Here is a 16,223-nt window from a genome sequence, read left to right as displayed (position 1 = left end):
TTGACCCTCGCGCGCTCGCACCGCAAAAGGCCGCATGGGGTTTCTGCTGAAGATCGTGATTTTCGCGGTCGTCGTGTATGGCGCCTGGAGTGCCGCGCGCCGCTGGCTCGGCCTGTTCGGCGGCCTGTCCAAGCCGCCGGAGCCGCCGCATCGCGAGGCCGCGCCGCCGCCCCGCCGGGCCGTGGTCGAGGATACGCGTTTGTGCACGGCCTGTGGGACCTACGTCGCGGCAAACGCGGCAAAATGCGCCCGATCCGACTGCCCTCAGGCCTGATGGCCGGGGCGCTTGACCGGCTGGAGGGCGGTCCCTATTTTGCCGCACCGCAAAAAAGGCCTTAAGTGGCGGAAACACAAGGCCTTCTGAGCCTTGGGGAAGTCCGGTGTCGAAGCCTGCCAAGCCGCAATGTTTCCAGGACCTGATCCTGACCTTGCAGGAGTATTGGGCGGGTCAGGGTTGCCTGATCCTCCAGCCCTACGACATGGAAATGGGGGCGGGTACGTTCCACACGGCCACAACCTTGCGCGCGCTCGGGCCCAAGCCGTGGTACGCGGCCTATGTGCAGCCCTCGCGGCGGCCTGCCGACGGCCGCTACGGCGAGAACCCCAACCGGCTGCAGCACTACTATCAGTTCCAGGCGATCCTGAAGCCGTCGCCGACCGACATCCTCGAGCGCTACCTGGGCTCGCTGGCGGCGATCGGCATCGATACCGGCCTGCACGACATCCGCTTCGTCGAGGACGACTGGGAGAGCCCGACGCTCGGCGCCTGGGGTCTCGGCTGGGAAGTCTGGTGCGACAGCATGGAGATCACGCAGTTCACCTACTTCCAGGGTGTTGGCGGCATGGAGGTCGACATGGTGGCCGGTGAGGTCACCTACGGGCTCGAGCGGCTGGCGATGTACCTGTTCGACAAGAAGACGGTGTACGAGCTGCCCTTCAACTCGCCGACCTCCGAGGTGCCGCTGCTCTATGGCGACGTCTTCCTGCAAAACGAACAGGAGCAGTCGGCCTATAATTTCGAGCATGCCGATACCGACATGCTGTTTCGCCACTTCGTCGACGCCGAGAAGGAGTGCGCCCGCATGCTGCAGCTCGAGCTGCCGCTGCCGGCCTACGAGCAGTGCATCAAGGCGAGCCACACCTTCAACCTGCTCGATGCGCGCCGTGTGATCAGCGTCACCGAGCGGCAGAGCTACATCCTGCGCGTCCGCGACCTCGCCAAGGCGTGTTGCGAGGCGTGGCTCGCCACGCAGAGGACCCCCACCCAACCCTCCCCCTCAGGGGGAGGGCAGGGAGGGGGTGCGTAAAATGGCCGAGCTCCTTCTCGAAATCCGGTCCGAGGAGATTCCCGCGCGCATGCAGGCGCGTGCTGCGGACGATCTCAAGCGCCTGGTGTCCGACGGGCTCAAGGCCGCGGGCCTCGCCTTCGCCGGGGCCCGTGCCTTCGCCACGCCGCGGCGGCTGACACTGGTGATCGACGGCCTGCCGGCAGCGCGCGCCGATGTCAGCGAGGAGCGCCGCGGCCCGCGCGTCGGCGCACCCGACAACGCGATCCAGGGATTCCTGAAGGGCGCGGGGCTTTCCTCGCTCGACCAGGCGGAGAAGCGCGACACCGGCAAGGGCGAGTTCTGGTTCGCCGTCATCCGCAAGAAGGGCGGCCCGACCGCCGACGTGCTGCCGGGCGTGATCGAGGCGGCGATGAAGGCGCTGCCCTGGCCCAAGTCGATGAAGTGGGGCAGCGGCACCCTGCAATGGGTGCGGCCGCTGCAGGGCATCATCGCGCTGTTCGAGGGCAAGGCGCTGAGCGGGCGCGTCGAGCCGGGCGGCAAGATGGCGCCGGTGGTGTTCGGCAACACCACGCGCGGCCATCGCTTCCTGAGCCGGGGCGAGATCACAGTGACCGGCTTCGCCGATTACGAAGCCAAGCTCGCGGCCGCGCACGTCGTGCTCGACCCGGCGGCGCGCCGCAAGACCATCCTCGAGGGCGCGCACCGGCTCGCGCAGGAGGCGCAGGTCGCGCTGAAGGACGACGAGGGCCTGGTGGAAGAGGTGACCGGCCTGGTCGAATGGCCGGTGCCGCTGCTCGGCACCATCGACGCGCAGTTCATGGACGTGCCGCCGGAGGTGCTGATCGTCTCGATGAAGACGCATCTGCGCCAGTTCGTGACGACCAGGCCGGACGGCACGCTGGCCAACCGGTTCGTCGTCGTCGCCAACACCATCGCGCGCGACGGCGGCAAGACGATCGTCGAGGGCAACGAGCGCGTGCTGCGCGCGCGGCTCTCGGATGCCAAGTTCTTCTGGGACCAGGACCGCAAGGTGCGGCTGGAAGATCGCGTCGCCGCGCTGAAGGGCGTCGTCTTCCATGCCAAGCTCGGCACGCAGGCCGAGCGGGTGCAGCGCATCGCCGCCTTGGCGACCGCGGTGGCCGATTGCGTGCCGGGCGCGGCCAAGGCCGAGGTCATGATGGCGGCCGAGCTGTGCAAGGCCGACCTGGTCTCCGGCATGGTCGGCGAGTTCCCCGAGCTGCAGGGCATCATGGGCCGCTACTACGCCCTGCACGAAAAGCTGCCCGCCGCGGTGGCCGACGCGATCGGCGATCACTATGCGCCGGCCGGCCCCAACGACCGCTGCCCGTCGGCGCCGGTGTCGATGGCGGTAGCGCTGGCCGACAAGCTCGATGCGCTCACCTCGTTCTGGTCGATCGGCGAGAAGCCGACCGGCTCGCGCGATCCCTATGCGCTGCGCCGCGCGGCGCTGGGCGTGATCCGCATCGTCGTCGAGAACAAGCTGCGCCTGCCGCTCAGCCGGTTCTTCAAGCAAGCCGACCTGCTCGACTTCTTCGCCGAGCGCCTCAAGGTGCAGATGCGCGACAAGGGCGTGCGCCACGACGTGATCGACGCGGTATTCGCGCTGGGTGGTGAGGACGATCTCGTCCGCCTGCTGGCGCGCGTCGAGGCGCTGCAATCCTTCCTCGGCACCGAGGCCGGCAAGAACCTGCTGACGGCTTACGGCCGTGCGGCCAACATCGTTCGCGCCGAGGAGCGCAAGGACAAGACGCTGGCGGCACGGATCGCCGGCGCACCCGATGTCGCACTGTTGGAACTCGGCGAGGAGAAAGCCGTTGCTTCCGCTTTGGCGGAGGTCGAGCGCACGGTCAAACCAGCGTTGCAGAAGGAGGATTTCGCCGGCGCGATGCAGGCCCTTGCCGGCTTGCGGGCGCCGATCGATGCCTTCTTCGACAAGGTCACGGTAAACGTGCAAGACAAGCCGGATCTGCGTCTCAATAGATTGAAATTGTTGAATCAAATCCGTGCCACCATGGATGCGGTGGCCGCCTTTTCGAAGATCGAGGGCTAGCTATGGCCAAGTGGGTGTACAGCTTTGGGAACGGCACGGCGGAAGGCCGCGCCGAGATGCGCAATCTCCTCGGCGGCAAGGGTGCCAACCTGGCCGAGATGTCGAGCCTCGGCCTGCCGGTGCCGCCGGGCTTCACCGTGACCACCGAGGTCTGCACCTACTACTACGCCAACAAGGAGAGCTATCCGCCCGAGCTGAAGGACGAGGTCGAAACCGCGCTGGCCGCGGTCGAGAAGACCGTCGGCGCGGGCTTCGGCGATGCCGCCAACCCGTTGCTCGTGTCCGTGCGCTCGGGCGCGCGCGCCTCGATGCCGGGCATGATGGACACCGTCCTGAACCTCGGCCTCAACGACCGGACCGTGCTCGGCCTTGCGAAGTCGTCGGGCGACGACCGCTTCGCCTGGGACAGCTACCGCCGCTTCATCCAGATGTACTCCAACGTCGTGCTCGACGTCGGCCATCACTATTTCGAGGAAGCGCTCGAGCTCAAGAAGGAGGATCTCGGCGTCCACATGGACACCGACCTCAAGGCCGACGATTGGAAGTCGGTGGTGGGCGAGTACAAGAAGATCGTCGAGAAGCGCACCGGCAAACCGTTCCCCCAGGAGCCGCGCGAGCAGCTGTGGGGCGCGGTCGGCGCGGTGTTCGGCTCGTGGATGAACCAGCGCGCGATCACCTATCGCCGCCTGCATTCGATCCCCGAGAGCTGGGGCACGGCGGTGAACGTGCAGGCGATGGTGTTTGGCAACATGGGTGACGATTGCGCCACCGGCGTCGCCTTCACCCGCGACCCGTCGACCGGCACCAACCTGTTCTACGGCGAATACCTGGTGAACGCCCAGGGCGAGGATGTCGTCGCCGGCATCCGCACGCCGCAGCATCTCACCATCGAGGGCAAGCAGGCGCAGAAGTCCGACGCGCCGGCGATGGAAGAGGTGATGCCGGAGGTCTTCAAGCAGCTCTGCGGCGTGCGCGAGACGCTCGAGAAGCACTACAGCGACATGCAGGACATCGAGTTCACCGTGCAGCGCGGCAAGCTCTACATGCTGCAGACGCGCAACGGCAAGCGCACCGCCAAGGCCGCGCTCAAGATCGCCGTCGACATGGTGCGCGAGGGCCTGATCGACCGGAACGAAGCGGTGGCGCGCATCGTCCCGGCCTCGCTCGACCAGCTCCTGCATCCGACGCTCGATCCCAAGGCCGCCCGCAAGGTGATCGCCAAGGGCCTGCCGGCCTCGCCCGGCGCCGCCTCGGGCAAGGTCGTGTTCACCGCCGACGAGGCGGAGAAGAAGGCGCGCGGCGGGGAGAAGGTGATCCTGGTCCGCCGCGAGACTTCGCCGGAGGACATCCACGGCATGCACGCGGCCGAGGGCATCCTGACCTCGACCGGCGGCATGACCAGCCATGCCGCGGTCGTGGCGCGCGGCATGGGCAAGCCCTGCGTCGCGGGTGCCGGCGACGTGCGTATCGACGCCAAGGCCGGCACGCTCTCGGTGCGCGGCACCACGGTGAAGGCGGGCGAGCAGATCACGCTCGACGGCGGCACCGGCGAGATCATGGTAGGCGTCGTGTCGACCGTGCAGCCCGAGCTCTCGGGTGATTTCGCCGAGCTGATGGTGTGGGCCGACGAGGTCCGCACGCTCGGCATCCGCGCCAATGCCGAGACGCCGCTGGACGCCGCCCAGGCGCGCAAGTTCGGCGCCGAGGGCATCGGCCTCTGCCGCACCGAGCACATGTTCTTCGAGGGCGACCGCATCGTCGCCGTCCGCCAGATGATCCTGGCCGACGACGAGAAGGGCCGCCGCGCGGCGCTGGCCAAGATCCAGCCGATGCAGCGCCAGGACTTCGTCGAGCTGTTCGAGATCATGGCCGGCCTGCCGGTCACCATCCGCCTGCTCGACCCGCCGCTGCACGAGTTCCTGCCCAAGACCGAGACCGACATGGCGGTCGTGGCCAAGGACCTCGGCGTCGACGTCGCCGAGATCGAGGCACGCGCCAACAAGCTGCACGAGTTCAACCCGATGCTCGGCCATCGCGGCGTGCGTCTCGGCATCTCCTATCCGGAGATCTACGAGATGCAGGCGCGCGCGATCTTCGAGGCGGTCGCCGAGGTGCAGAAGAAGGCGGGCAAGACTGTGATCCCCGAGATCATGATCCCGCTGATCGCGACCAAGAAGGAGCTCGACCTGATGAAGGCGGTGGTCGACCAGGTCGCCGAGGAGGTCAGCCTCGCCTCCGGCCAGAAGCTCGACTACCTGGTCGGCACCATGATCGAGCTGCCGCGCGCCGCGTTGCGCGCCGGCGAGATCGCGGAGTCCGCGGAATTCTTCAGCTTCGGCACCAACGACCTGACGCAGACCACCTTCGGCCTCAGCCGCGACGACTCGGCCTCGTTCCTGGAGAAGTACCAGCAGCGTGGCATCCTCGAGCACGACCCGTTCGCCTCGCTCGATATCGAGGGCGTCGGCGAGCTGATCGAGATCGGCTGCGAGCGCGGCCGCAAGGTGCGGCCCAAGCTCAAGGTCGGCATCTGCGGCGAGCACGGCGGCGACCCGGCCTCGGTGTTCTTCTGCCACAAGGCCGGTCTGGACTACGTCTCGTGCTCGCCCTACCGCGTGCCGATCGCGCGGCTGGCGGCGGCGCAGGCGGCCCTGGGCGGTCAGCTCAAAACCGAATGAACCTCGACGCGCTTCGGCCCTTCGGTTTCAAAGAGGGCGGCAAGCGCGCGCTTGCGACAGCGCTGGCCGGCCTGGAGCGCGATCCCGACAGCGACCGGGCGCAGCGCCTGCTCGATGAAGCCTGGCGCGCGCCGCGCGCGCACGTCGTCGGCGTCACCGGTCCGCCGGGCGTCGGCAAGTCCTCCCTGTGTGCGGCGCTGGTCGCGGCCTGGCGCAAGGACAACAAGACCGTCGGCGTGATCGCGGTCGATCCCTCGTCGAAGGCGAGCGGCGGGGCGCTGCTCGGCGATCGCGTGCGCATCGTCCACGATTCGGCCGACGACGGCAGCTTCGTGCGCTCGATGGCGGCGCGCGACCGTCTGGGCGGCCTGGCCGACCAGACGCTGGCGGCGATGGTGGTGATGCGCGCGCTGTTCGATCGCGTGCTGATCGAGACCGTGGGCGTCGGCCAGTCGGAGACCGACGTCGCGGGCGTCGCCGACACCGTGGTGTTCTGCGTCCAGCCGGGCTCGGGCGATTCGCTGCAATTCATGAAGGCGGGCATCGTCGAGATCCCGCACCTGATCGTCGTCACCAAGGCCGATCTCGGCGCTGCCGCCGAGCGGGCCCGCACCGATGTCGCCGGCGCGCTGTCGCTGGCGACGGCGGGCGACTGGCCGCTCAAGACGCTGGCGGTGTCGTCGCGCGCCGGTACCGGCATCGACGGGCTGATGGCGGGGCTCGAGGCGCATCGCGCCCATCTCGCGCAGGACGGCCGGCTCGGCGTGGCGCGGCATCGCCAGAGCGAGGGCTGGCTGCGCGAGGCGCTGCGCGAGCGCTTCGGCACGCGGGGACTTGCGCGGCTCGGTGCGCTTGGCTTGGATGCGTCGCTCGCGCCGGGCGGCCAGCCGTTCCAGCGCCTGCGCGACCTGACCGCCGTCCTGGAGACTCCGCGATGACCCACCCAACCGATGGCAACTGCATCTTCTGCAAGATCGTCGCGGGCCAGATCCCCTGCTTCAAGCTGCTCGAGGACGCCAACACCATCGCCTTCATGGACATCAACCCGGTCAACGCAGGCCATGCGCTGGCGGTCGCCAAGGGCCACTGGCCGACGGTCGACGTGATCCCGGCCGATGTCCTGGCCGATGTGGCGAAGACCGCGCAGAAGGTCGCGAAGGCCGCGTTCAAGGCGCTGGATCCGCACGGCATCAACCTGCTGCAGGCCAACGGCGAGGGCGCGGGCCAGAGCGTGCCGCACCTCCACATCCACATCATGCCGCGGGTCAAGGGCGACGACGTCAACCTCAACTGGGAGCAGAAGCCCGGCGACATGGCCGCCATCAAGGCAGCCTACGAGAGGCTGAAAGCCGCCCTCTAATCTTGCCGGACCGAGGGGCCTCCGCCCGCGGTCCGATGAGAGATCAGGCGGCGGTGCGGCTCGAGGGCGGGCTGAACCATTCGCGCTCGTCCTGGCGAAACTGTTCGCGCACGTAGTCGATCACCGTGCGGATGCGCACGCCCTTGTTGGTCTCCTCGTGGCTCACCAGCCAGATGTCGCGGACGATCCTGAGATCGATCGGCGCGGCCACCAGGTTCGACGACTTGGTGACGTAGTCGGGGAACACCGAGATGCCGTAGCCGACCCGCACCGCTTCGACCGCCGAATAGGAGGAGTTGGTGCGCAGCACGACGTTGGGGCTGCGCTCGACCACCTCGCTCCACGGCTTCATCGCCGGCAGGCTGTGCAGGGTGGTGTGGTCGACGATGTGATGCTCGCGCAGATCCTCGAGCCGCTGCGGCAGGCCGTACTGCTCGATGTAGGAAGGCGCGGCGAAGATCGACATGTTGAACTGGCCGACGCGCGCTGCGACGAGCTGGTTCGAGGTCGGACGGAAGAAGCGGATGGCGAGGTCGGCCTGGCGCGTCGCCAGATCGAGCACCTGGTCGCCAGCGATCACCTGCACGATGATGTCGGGATGGCTGCGGCGCAGCTGGTCGAGGCGAGGCACCAGCCAGTGGGCGGCGATGCCCTCGGTGCAGGCGATGCGGACGACGCCCGCCATCTCGCGGTCGAGGCCGGCAAGATGCCGCTCGATCGAGGTGGCGTTGGACAGCATCGACTCGGCCTGCACCAGCACGCCGCGCGCTGCCGGAGTCACCTCCATGCCGTGGCGATGACGATCGAACAGCTTGGCGCCGAGGCGTCGCTCGAGTGCCTGGATTCGCCTACCGACCGTCGTTTGCTTGGTGTTCAGTTGCGTGGCGGCAGCGCTGAAGCTTCCGGTCTTCGCAACGGCGAGAAAAAAACGGACGTCATCCCAGTCGCCCAGGATGTTCGGAACTTTGCTCTTACGGGGCGACGGAGTGACCATCGTAACAATCGATACAATATGTGCGCGGTCGATACATTTACTTGCTGGGGCTCTTTGTGGTTTATCTTACACCATTGATTGTGGAATGTCGTTTTATGTCTCGTTTGTAGGTGATTAGCCGGTATTGCTAAGCAACCGCTTCGTTTGGGCCTGAATCTATATGTAGTCCTCGCATTCGTTAGTCAATCAGTCTGTTGTGTTGACTTCGGTGTGAGGGAACTACGGTGTCCGCCATTAGCCCAGACAGCAAGGCGTCGCCGCTGTCAGATCTCGCCGGCCGCCTCAGTCGTTATCTGCGCAGTCCCTCGACGCGACTGGCCGGATTTGCCGGTCTGTTGACCTATCTTTGCTATGCATACGCGCATAGCAGCTGGACGAATCCAGCCCTGATTGGGGTCGCGATCTTCTTCGCGCTGTTCATGCCGACCTACAGTCGGATCAGCAACAAGATCGAGATCTGGTCGAACAACCAATTCGGCTACGTCACCGGCGGAAGGCTCGGCCGCTTCGTCTTCCAGTTCGCGGTGAACCTCGCGCTGTTCGCGGTGATGCTCTACGGGCACGGCATGAGCCGCGCCGGCGTTGCCACCGTCGGCGGCATCGTCGGCGCCGCGCTTGTCACCAGTCTCGCCTCGCAGGGCCTGCAGTATCTCGGCATCTACCTGTATGCCCGCGGCATCGGCGACTACAACCGCAACGTGCTGGCCGGTTTGTGCATCAACACCGTGCTGACGGCACTCGGCACCGCGGGCATTCCGTTTGCGCGCGAGGCCTTTCTGGCCATCGGCTTCGGTCTCGGCGGATTGCTCCTGCTGGTGGGCCTGCTGTCCGACGTGCGGTCGATCATCGCCCCCAAGGGCGGCATCGGGTTGTATTTCGGTACCTTCAATCCGGTCCACAACACCCATCTCGCGATCATCCAGCGTGCGATGGAGCAACGCAGGCTCGACAAGATCATCATCCATCCGACCCTGGTGCCGCGACTGCATGTCGAGGCTTTCCGCCGGGGCGAGATCCGCGTCGGCCGGCTGAAGGACGGTTTCCAGATCTACGAGAAGACCGAGAAGGCCGACGTCGCTGTCGACTATTTCCCCACCGGCAACATCTTCCTGCCACCGGAGACGCGTAAGGCGCTGATCGAGCTGGCGGTCGCCGAGGCGGGGCTCGCAGGCAAGGTCGAGGTGATCGCCCTGCGCGAGACCTACGACAAGCGCGGCTTCCAGGGCGTGATCGCCGAGATCAAGAGGATGCATCCGGGCGCGCGGCTGCACACGCTGCACGGCACGGACTTCGGCGGCATGTACGTTCGGCAGATCTGCGACGAGTGCGGCTGGATTTACCCCTGGCGGATCATGCGTCGCGACAAGATTTCGGCGACCGCTATCCGCAAGGGTGCCAAGGGCATGACGCCGACGGTGGTGACCGACGTGCTCGGCCAGTTGGCAGCGAATCTTCCGGAGGTGACGGCTGGGGGCCGCCGCTTCCGGAATGACAACGGAGTGTTGACCGAGGGGGTATAGAATGACTGTGCAGACGACCGACAGGATGAGCAACCGTCCCGTCGTGACGATCAAGCTTGCGTCGACATCAGACGAGCTGCTGCAGTGCTACGCGCTGCGGGCCGCTGTCTTCATGGGGGAGCAGCAGTGCCCCTATTGGGAAGAGTTCGATGGCAATGACTACAGCGCCAGCCACCTGATGCTGTACGTCGATGGCGAGCCCGCGGCGTCGATGCGGGTTCGCTGGTTCCAGGGCTTCGCCAAGCTGGAACGCGCGATCATCCTGAAGCGCTACCGTTCGTTGGGCCTGTTTATCCCGTTCGTCGAATGGGCCCGCGATTTCGCCGCCAAGAAGGGCTATCCGAAGGCCTACCTGCACGGCCAGCAGCGGCTGTGGGAGATCTTCGAGCGCCAGGGCTTCCGCAAGGTCAACGAGGCGCCGTTCCACTTCTCCGACCACGAGTACGGCGCCTTCGCCGCCGACCTCGACGTGCCGGCGGAAGCGCCGACGGTGTTCACCGATCCGATGGTGTTGAACCGTCCGGAGGATCAGCTCGACCGGGCCGGCATCCTGGAGCAGTCGATGGAGCGAGGGGCGTCCAATCCGCATACGGAATGGACCGAGCGTCGAGCCAACTGACAACGAGGGGAGAGTTGACATGAGTATTGGTGTGCAAGCGATCGGCGGTGTTCCGGTCACGACGCGTCTGGCGATGAAGATGGAGGACTCGCTGCAGGCCTTCGCGGTGCGTGCCGCCTGCTTCATCGGCGAGCTCGAGGTGCCGTTCTCGGAGGAGTTCGACGGCCACGACTACGGCGCCACCCACGTCATCGCCTATATCGGCGACGAGCCGATCGGCACGGTGCGGGTGCGCTGGTTCAAGTCGTTCGCGATGTGCGAGCGACTCGCGGTGATGCAGCGCTTTCGTGGCAACAATGTCGGGAGTCTGCTGCTGGAGCGCTGCCGCAAACTCGCCGAGAGCCGTGGCTGCAACATGCTCTACACCCAGGTCCTGCCGGCCGACACCGGCTACTGGGAGAGGCAGGGTTGGCAGCGCCTGGTGCCTGAGGCCATGAGCAGCGGCCCCAAGCCGATCGTGGCAATGGTCAAGCGGGTCGATCCCAACCAGCCGATGCCCGAGGTCGAGGCGCCGGAGGCGATCGTTCTGCGCCGCGAGCCCACTTTGGATTCCGCCGGCATGCCAGTGGGCGCCATCGCGAATTGAGATCGCGAATTACATAAGTGTGATCTGCGGAATCGGGCACAGACGACGCCGCCGATCCTGGCTATGCTCGTCTGTCCGGGTGAGCAGCCTGGAGGGGGCGGCTCACCCATCGTAGAGATGGGGGAGTTGATGAGCGTGCAAGAAATCGTCGTCGAACGGAACGTTCGGCGACGCCGCAACTGTCAGCCTTTGGCAGGGACGAAGCGGGCTGCGACCTTGTTCCGGATCTGGCACGGGGTGCGCGAAATGATCGAGGAGGCCGAGCGCCTCGGCGACGGCGAGCTGGTTCATTTCCTGGCCGTCGCGCAGACGTTGATCGAGGAAAAGACGGGCGACACGGCCGGCTTCGGCGAAGTTGACACCAGCCTGCCGAACTAGACTTCGTTCGGGCGGGGCGACAGGCCCGCGCGATCAAGCCTTCCCTCCAGGCGTTGCTGGCCAAATGCACACGTTTCCCCGATTTGGCGTGGGTATGCGGCGGCTTCGGCGCGTTGGCGGATTTTCACCTCGAGGCCGGCGAACTGGAGTGTTCGCCGGTGACGGGCCGTCGCTGATATGCACACCGTCTCACGTCTGCGTGACTCCTGCGATCATGCATTGTTCTCGCCGGCATCGGCCGGCAGGCCGCGTTACTTGTGGCGCGGATCCAGCGCGTCGCGCAGGCCGTCGCCCAGCAGATTGAACGACAGCACCGCGAAAAAGATCGCGAAGCCCGGCCAGAACGCCATCCACGGCGCCTGGGCGATGAAGCGCTGCGCGGTGTTGAGCATGCTGCCCCACGATGGCGCCGGCGGCTGCTGGCCGAGGCCGAGGAAGCTCAGCGCCGCCTCGGCGATGATTGCGCCGGCGATCGCCAGCGACGCCTGCACCAGGAGCGGCGGCACGATGTTGGGCAGCACGTGGCGCAGCGCAATGCGCCAGTGCGGGTTGCCGACAGCGCGCGCCGCCTCGACATAGTCCTCGACCTTGGCGCCGAGCGTCTGGCCGCGGGTCAGGCGCACGAACACCGGCGTGGCGGTGACGCCGATCGCGATCATGGCGTTGCCCAGGCTGGGACCGAGGAAGGCCGCCAGCGCGATCGCCAGAATCAGGAACGGGATCGCGAGCATCGCGTCGACGATCCGCGAGATCACGGCGTCGACCCAGCCGCCGGCATAGCCCGCCAGCAGGCCGAGCGGCACGCCGGCGCCAACCGCGATGCTGACCGACACCAGGCCGGCGCTGAGCGAGGCGCGCGCGCCGAACAGCACGCGGCTGAGCACGTCGCGGCCGACCTCGTCGGTGCCGAACCAGTGCGCCCAGGAGGGCGCCTTGCGGACCAGCCCGAAGCTGGTCTTGACCGGATCGTAGGGGGCGATCCACGGCGCCAGCGCCGCAATCGCGATCAGCAGCAGCACGACCACCAGCGCCGCCATCGCGCCCTTGCGGCGCTTCAGCCGGCGCCAGGCGCGCGCCCACGGATTCTCCTCGTGGACGACCGGAACGGCGGCGACGATGGCGGCGGTCATCCGCGCAGCCTCGGATTGACCAGCATGTAGGCGATGTCGGCCAGCAGGTTCAGGCTGATGTAGATGGTCGAGGTCACCAGCACGACGCCCTGGACCACGGCATAGTCGCGGTTGAACACGGAATCGACGATCAGCTTGCCGAAGCCCGGGATGGTGAAGATCTGCTCGGTCAGCACCGCGCCGGAGAGCAGCGTGCCGAAGTCGAGCGCCAGCAGGGTGATCACCGGCGTCATGGCGTTGCGCAGCGCATGCTTCAGCACCACCCGGCCCTCGGCGAGGCCCTTGGCGCGCGCGGTACGGACGTAGTCGGTGCCCATCGCCTGCAGCATGGCGCTGCGCGTGTGGCGCATCAGCACGGCGGCCAGCGCGTTGCCGAGCACGAAGGCCGGCATGATGGTGGTGGCGAGGCTCGCCTGCCAGTTCTCGCCCAGCTTGACGTAGCCCGAGGCCGGCAGCCAGCCGAGCGTCACCGAGAACAGGAAGATCAGCAGGATGCCCAGCCAGAAATTGGGCGTGCTGAGTCCCCACAGCGCGAACAGGTTGGCGCCGTAGTCCCAGGCGGTCTCCTTCTTGACCGCCGAGACGATGCCCGCGGGGATGCCGATGCAGATGGCGATCAGCAGCGCCATCGCCGCGAGCTGCAGGGTGACCGGCAGCTTCTCGATCACCAGCGCGCCGACAGGGGCCTTCAGTCGCATCGATTCGCCCAGGTTGCCCGACAGCACGCCCTTGACCCAGTAGAAGTACTGGACCGGGATCGGCTGATCGAGGCGGTACTGCTCGCGGATCTCCTGCAGCACCTTGGGATCGCGCTCCTCGCCCGCCATGATCAGCGCCGGGTCGCCCGGCAGAAGCTGCTGCAGGCCGAAGATCAGCATCGACACGATGATCAGCGTCGGGATGATCTGCAGCAGCCGCTGGGTGAGGAAGGTGAGCACGCGGCGCTTACTTCAGCTTGAGGCCGATCACGCGCACCAGGCCGTCCGGCATCTGCTTGTAGCCCTCGAGCTTGTCGGTGTGCGCGACCAGCACCTGCGCGTGATAGAGGTAGACGATCGCGCCCTCGGTCAGGGTCTTGGCCGCGACCTTCTCGTAGGCCGCCTTGCGATCCTCGAGCTTCGATTTGGCGCGCGCCTCGGCATGGGCGGCGTCGACCTCCTTGTCGCAGTAGCCGTTGGTGTTCTGCGGCTGGCCGCAGACCTGGAAGGAGTAGGAGTTGCCGTCGGGATCGCTGCGGCCACTCCAGCCGATCAGGTAGACCTGATAGTTGCCTTCCTCCGACTGCTTGAGCGAGGTCGCGAATTCGGTGACGCGGATCTTCAGGTCGAAGCCCGCTTCCGCGACCATCGACTGCACGACCTCGGCGACGGCGCGGGTCTCGGCGCCGTTGGGCACCATGAAGTCGAGCGGGATCGGGCCGGTGACGCCCGCCTCCTTGAGCAGCGCCTTCGCCTTGGCGATGTCGCGTTTGGGGATCGGGAATTTCTCCTGATAGTACGGGTTCTGCGGGCTGACCCACTGGTTGCCCGGCACGAACTCGCCGTTGAACACCACCTGGTTGATGGCATCGCGATCGATCGCCAGCTCGAAGGCGCGGCGCACGCGCGCGGCCTTGCCCAGCGGGTTGTCGGCCTTGGGACCGTTCTTGAGGTTGATGGTGAGGCCGAGGTAGCCGAGCGACACCGCCTTGCTGAGCTTGAGCTTCTTGTCGTCGCGCACCGTCTTGATGTCGGTCGCCAGCACGCGCTCGATCAGGTCGAGGCCGCCGGAGCGCAGGTTGGCGAGCCGCACCGTGCCGTCGACGATCGGCAGGTAGGTGATCTTGTCGATGAAGACGTTGTCCTTGTTCCAGTAGTCCTTGAACTTCTCGACGACGATGCGGTCCTGCTGGACGCGCTCGACGAACTTGTACGGCCCGGCGCAGACCGGATGCAGGCCGAACTTGTCGCCCGCGGCCTCGGCGGCCTTCGGCGACACCATCATGCCGGCGCGGTCGGTGAGCTGGGCGAGCAGCGGCGAGAACGGTGCCTTGAGAGTGAGCTTGATGGTCAGCGGGTCGACCACGTCGACGCTCTCGACCGAGCCGATCTCGGGCTTGCGAAACGAGCCCTTCATGTTGAGGTGGCGCTCGAGGCTGTATTTGGCCGCCTTGGCGTCGAACGGCTCGCCGTCGTGGAACGTCACGTTGGGCCTGAGCTTGATGACGACTTCCTTGCCGTCCTCCGAAGTGTCCTGGCTGAGGGCGAGCTGCGGCACGATGTTCAGTTTCTCGTCGATGTCGAACAGCTTGTCGCAGATCGAGGAGAAGACGATGCGGCCGACATAGGTGCGCGCCAAGCTCGGATCGAGCACGTCGGGATCTTCGGCCAGGCCGATGCGCAGGTTGGTCTGGGCGAAGGCGCTGCCCGCCATCGCGGCCGACAGCGCCAGCGTCAGGGCGAATTTCTTCATGATGCCTCCCGTTGCGTAACGAACGCCGCCTGCAGGCGGTCGAGTCTTGTTTTGTCTTCGGCCCTCCCGCTCGCGCCGACCGTCATCGGGTTGGGCGGGAACTCGGGCCACCACGGGCAAGCCGTAGCGTGTCCCGTACCATCGTCGTCGAGCGCCGGAACGTCGCGCCGGCAACTGTCCTTGGCAAAGCGGCAGCGGGTGTGGAAGCGGCAGCCCGGCGGCGGCGCGATGGCGCTCGGGATGTCGCCCTCGAGCAGGGCGCGCTCGCGCACCGCGGTCGGATCGGGCAGTGGCACCGCCGACAGGAGCGCGCGGGTGTAGGGATGGCGCGGATTGCGGAACAGCTCGTCGGTCGTCGCAGTCTCCACGATCTTGCCGAGGTACATTACGGCAATGCGGTCGGCGATGTGCTTCACGACCGCGAGATCGTGGCTGATGAAGATGTAGGCGAGGCCGAAGCGCTGCTGCAGCGCCTTCATCAGGTTGATCACCTGGGCCTGGATCGAGACGTCGAGCGCCGACACCGGCTCGTCGGCGACGATCAGCTTGGGCTCGACCGCCAGGGCGCGGGCGATCGCCAGGCGCTGGCGCTGGCCGCCGGAGAATTCGTGCGGATAGCGGCGCGCATGCTCGGGACGCAGGCCGACCAGCTCGAGCAGCTCGCCGACTCGCCGGCGGCGCGCCGACTGGTCGCTGGCGAGGCCGTGCAGGAACAACGGCTCGCCCAGCATCGCGCCCACCGTCATGCGCGGATTGAGGCTGGCGTAGGGATCCTGGAAGATCACCTGCAGGCGGCGCCGGCGCGCTCGCATCTGCTCGGCGTCGAGCGCCAGCAGGTTGTCGCCCTCGAAGCGGACAGTGCCGGCGCTGGGCTCGATCAGGCGCAGGACGAGGCGTCCGACCGTCGACTTGCCACAGCCCGATTCGCCGACTAGCGCCAGGGTCTCGCCTTCCTTGACCTGGAAGTCGAGCCCATCGACCGCGCGCACATGGGCCGACACGCCGCCGAACATCCCGCCCTTGATCGGGAAGTGCTTCACCAGTCCTTCGACTTCGAGCAGTGCGGTCATGGCTGGGAGCGCGCCACTCCAGTGGCGCTCATGTTCTGTGTGGCGACGATAAGAGCGGCACTGGAGCGCCGCGCTCC

At 66.9% G+C, this 16,223-nt stretch carries 15 protein-coding genes; 10 read left to right on the top strand and 5 right to left on the bottom strand.

Annotated features, from left to right (window positions below):
• Nucleotides 1–34: 34 nt before the first annotated feature.
• The 6 genes from J0J01_RS15610 to J0J01_RS15585 all read left to right on the top strand — a co-directional run bounded on the left by J0J01_RS15610 (nucleotide 35) and on the right by J0J01_RS15585 (nucleotide 7,398).
• Nucleotides 35–274, top strand: a complete 240-nt coding sequence (locus J0J01_RS15610) for a hypothetical protein (RefSeq protein WP_296382119.1) — start codon at nucleotides 35–37, stop codon at nucleotides 272–274.
• A gap of 106 nt (nucleotides 275–380) precedes the next feature.
• Nucleotides 381–1,307 carry a glycine--tRNA ligase subunit alpha gene (locus J0J01_RS15605; RefSeq protein ID WP_296382117.1) on the top strand — a complete coding sequence of 309 codons (927 nt, stop codon included), beginning with the start codon at nucleotides 381–383 and terminating at the stop codon, nucleotides 1,305–1,307.
• Between the two features lies 1 nt (nucleotide 1,308).
• Nucleotides 1,309–3,360, top strand: coding sequence for a glycine--tRNA ligase subunit beta (gene glyS, locus J0J01_RS15600; RefSeq protein WP_296382115.1), 2,052 nt, complete (start codon nucleotides 1,309–1,311; stop codon nucleotides 3,358–3,360).
• A 2-nt stretch (nucleotides 3,361–3,362) separates the two neighbouring features.
• Complete coding sequence (gene ppdK, locus J0J01_RS15595) at nucleotides 3,363–6,038, top strand: pyruvate, phosphate dikinase (protein ID WP_296382113.1); 2,676 nt, start codon at nucleotides 3,363–3,365, stop codon at nucleotides 6,036–6,038.
• A complete protein-coding gene (locus J0J01_RS15590) occupies nucleotides 6,035–6,976 on the top strand; it encodes an ATP/GTP-binding protein (protein ID WP_296382112.1) in 942 nt (313 codons plus the stop codon). Before ppdK ends, J0J01_RS15590 begins: the two co-directional genes overlap by 4 nt.
• The gene (locus tag J0J01_RS15585) at nucleotides 6,973–7,398 is read left to right on the top strand and encodes an HIT family protein (protein ID WP_296382110.1); all 426 of its coding nucleotides are present in this window, start codon (nucleotides 6,973–6,975) and stop codon (nucleotides 7,396–7,398) included. The genes J0J01_RS15590 and J0J01_RS15585 overlap by 4 nt, the downstream gene beginning before the upstream one ends.
• A 43-nt stretch (nucleotides 7,399–7,441) precedes the next feature.
• On the opposite strand, the gene J0J01_RS15580 is transcribed toward J0J01_RS15585, so the two are convergent.
• Nucleotides 7,442–8,392, bottom strand: a complete 951-nt coding sequence (locus J0J01_RS15580) for a LysR family transcriptional regulator (protein ID WP_296382108.1) — start codon at nucleotides 8,390–8,392, stop codon at nucleotides 7,442–7,444.
• Between the two features lie 224 nt (nucleotides 8,393–8,616).
• Between J0J01_RS15580 and J0J01_RS15575 the strand changes: the two genes are divergently transcribed.
• The 4 genes from J0J01_RS15575 (at nucleotide 8,617) to J0J01_RS15560 (ending at nucleotide 11,495) form a co-directional block, all read left to right on the top strand.
• Nucleotides 8,617–9,912 carry a hypothetical protein gene (locus tag J0J01_RS15575; protein WP_296382106.1) on the top strand — a complete coding sequence of 432 codons (1,296 nt, stop codon included), beginning with the start codon at nucleotides 8,617–8,619 and terminating at the stop codon, nucleotides 9,910–9,912.
• A gap of 25 nt (nucleotides 9,913–9,937) precedes the next feature.
• On the top strand, nucleotides 9,938–10,531 hold the full coding sequence (locus J0J01_RS15570) for a hypothetical protein (protein WP_296382104.1): 594 nt from the start codon (nucleotides 9,938–9,940) through the stop codon (nucleotides 10,529–10,531).
• A 19-nt stretch (nucleotides 10,532–10,550) separates the two neighbouring features.
• Entirely contained in the window at nucleotides 10,551–11,117 is a 567-nt protein-coding gene (locus J0J01_RS15565) for a GNAT family N-acetyltransferase (RefSeq protein ID WP_296382102.1), read from the top strand.
• A 129-nt stretch (nucleotides 11,118–11,246) separates the two neighbouring features.
• Nucleotides 11,247–11,495 carry a hypothetical protein gene (locus J0J01_RS15560; protein ID WP_296382100.1) on the top strand — a complete coding sequence of 83 codons (249 nt, stop codon included), beginning with the start codon at nucleotides 11,247–11,249 and terminating at the stop codon, nucleotides 11,493–11,495.
• A gap of 251 nt (nucleotides 11,496–11,746) precedes the next feature.
• On the opposite strand, the gene J0J01_RS15555 is transcribed toward J0J01_RS15560, so the two are convergent.
• Genes J0J01_RS15555 through J0J01_RS15540 form a run of 4 tightly spaced genes read right to left on the bottom strand, consistent with a single transcriptional unit; the run spans nucleotide 11,747 to nucleotide 16,146 of the window.
• The gene (locus tag J0J01_RS15555) at nucleotides 11,747–12,625 is read right to left on the bottom strand and encodes an ABC transporter permease (RefSeq protein WP_296382097.1); all 879 of its coding nucleotides are present in this window, start codon (nucleotides 12,623–12,625) and stop codon (nucleotides 11,747–11,749) included.
• Nucleotides 12,622–13,563 (bottom strand): ABC transporter permease, encoded by a 942-nt coding sequence (locus J0J01_RS15550; protein ID WP_296382095.1) that lies wholly within the window; start codon nucleotides 13,561–13,563, stop codon nucleotides 12,622–12,624. Before J0J01_RS15550 ends, J0J01_RS15555 begins: the two co-directional genes overlap by 4 nt.
• A 7-nt stretch (nucleotides 13,564–13,570) precedes the next feature.
• Complete coding sequence (locus tag J0J01_RS15545) at nucleotides 13,571–15,076, bottom strand: ABC transporter substrate-binding protein (protein ID WP_296382093.1); 1,506 nt, start codon at nucleotides 15,074–15,076, stop codon at nucleotides 13,571–13,573.
• Nucleotides 15,073–16,146, bottom strand: coding sequence for a dipeptide ABC transporter ATP-binding protein (locus tag J0J01_RS15540; protein ID WP_296382090.1), 1,074 nt, complete (start codon nucleotides 16,144–16,146; stop codon nucleotides 15,073–15,075). The genes J0J01_RS15545 and J0J01_RS15540 overlap by 4 nt, the downstream gene beginning before the upstream one ends.
• Nucleotides 16,147–16,223 lie beyond the last annotated feature (77 nt).

The sequence above is a fragment of the Reyranella sp. genome (assembly GCF_017305915.1).
Lineage (GTDB): Bacteria > Pseudomonadota > Alphaproteobacteria > Reyranellales > Reyranellaceae > Reyranella.
This window is presented reverse-complemented; position numbering and strand designations above follow the sequence as displayed.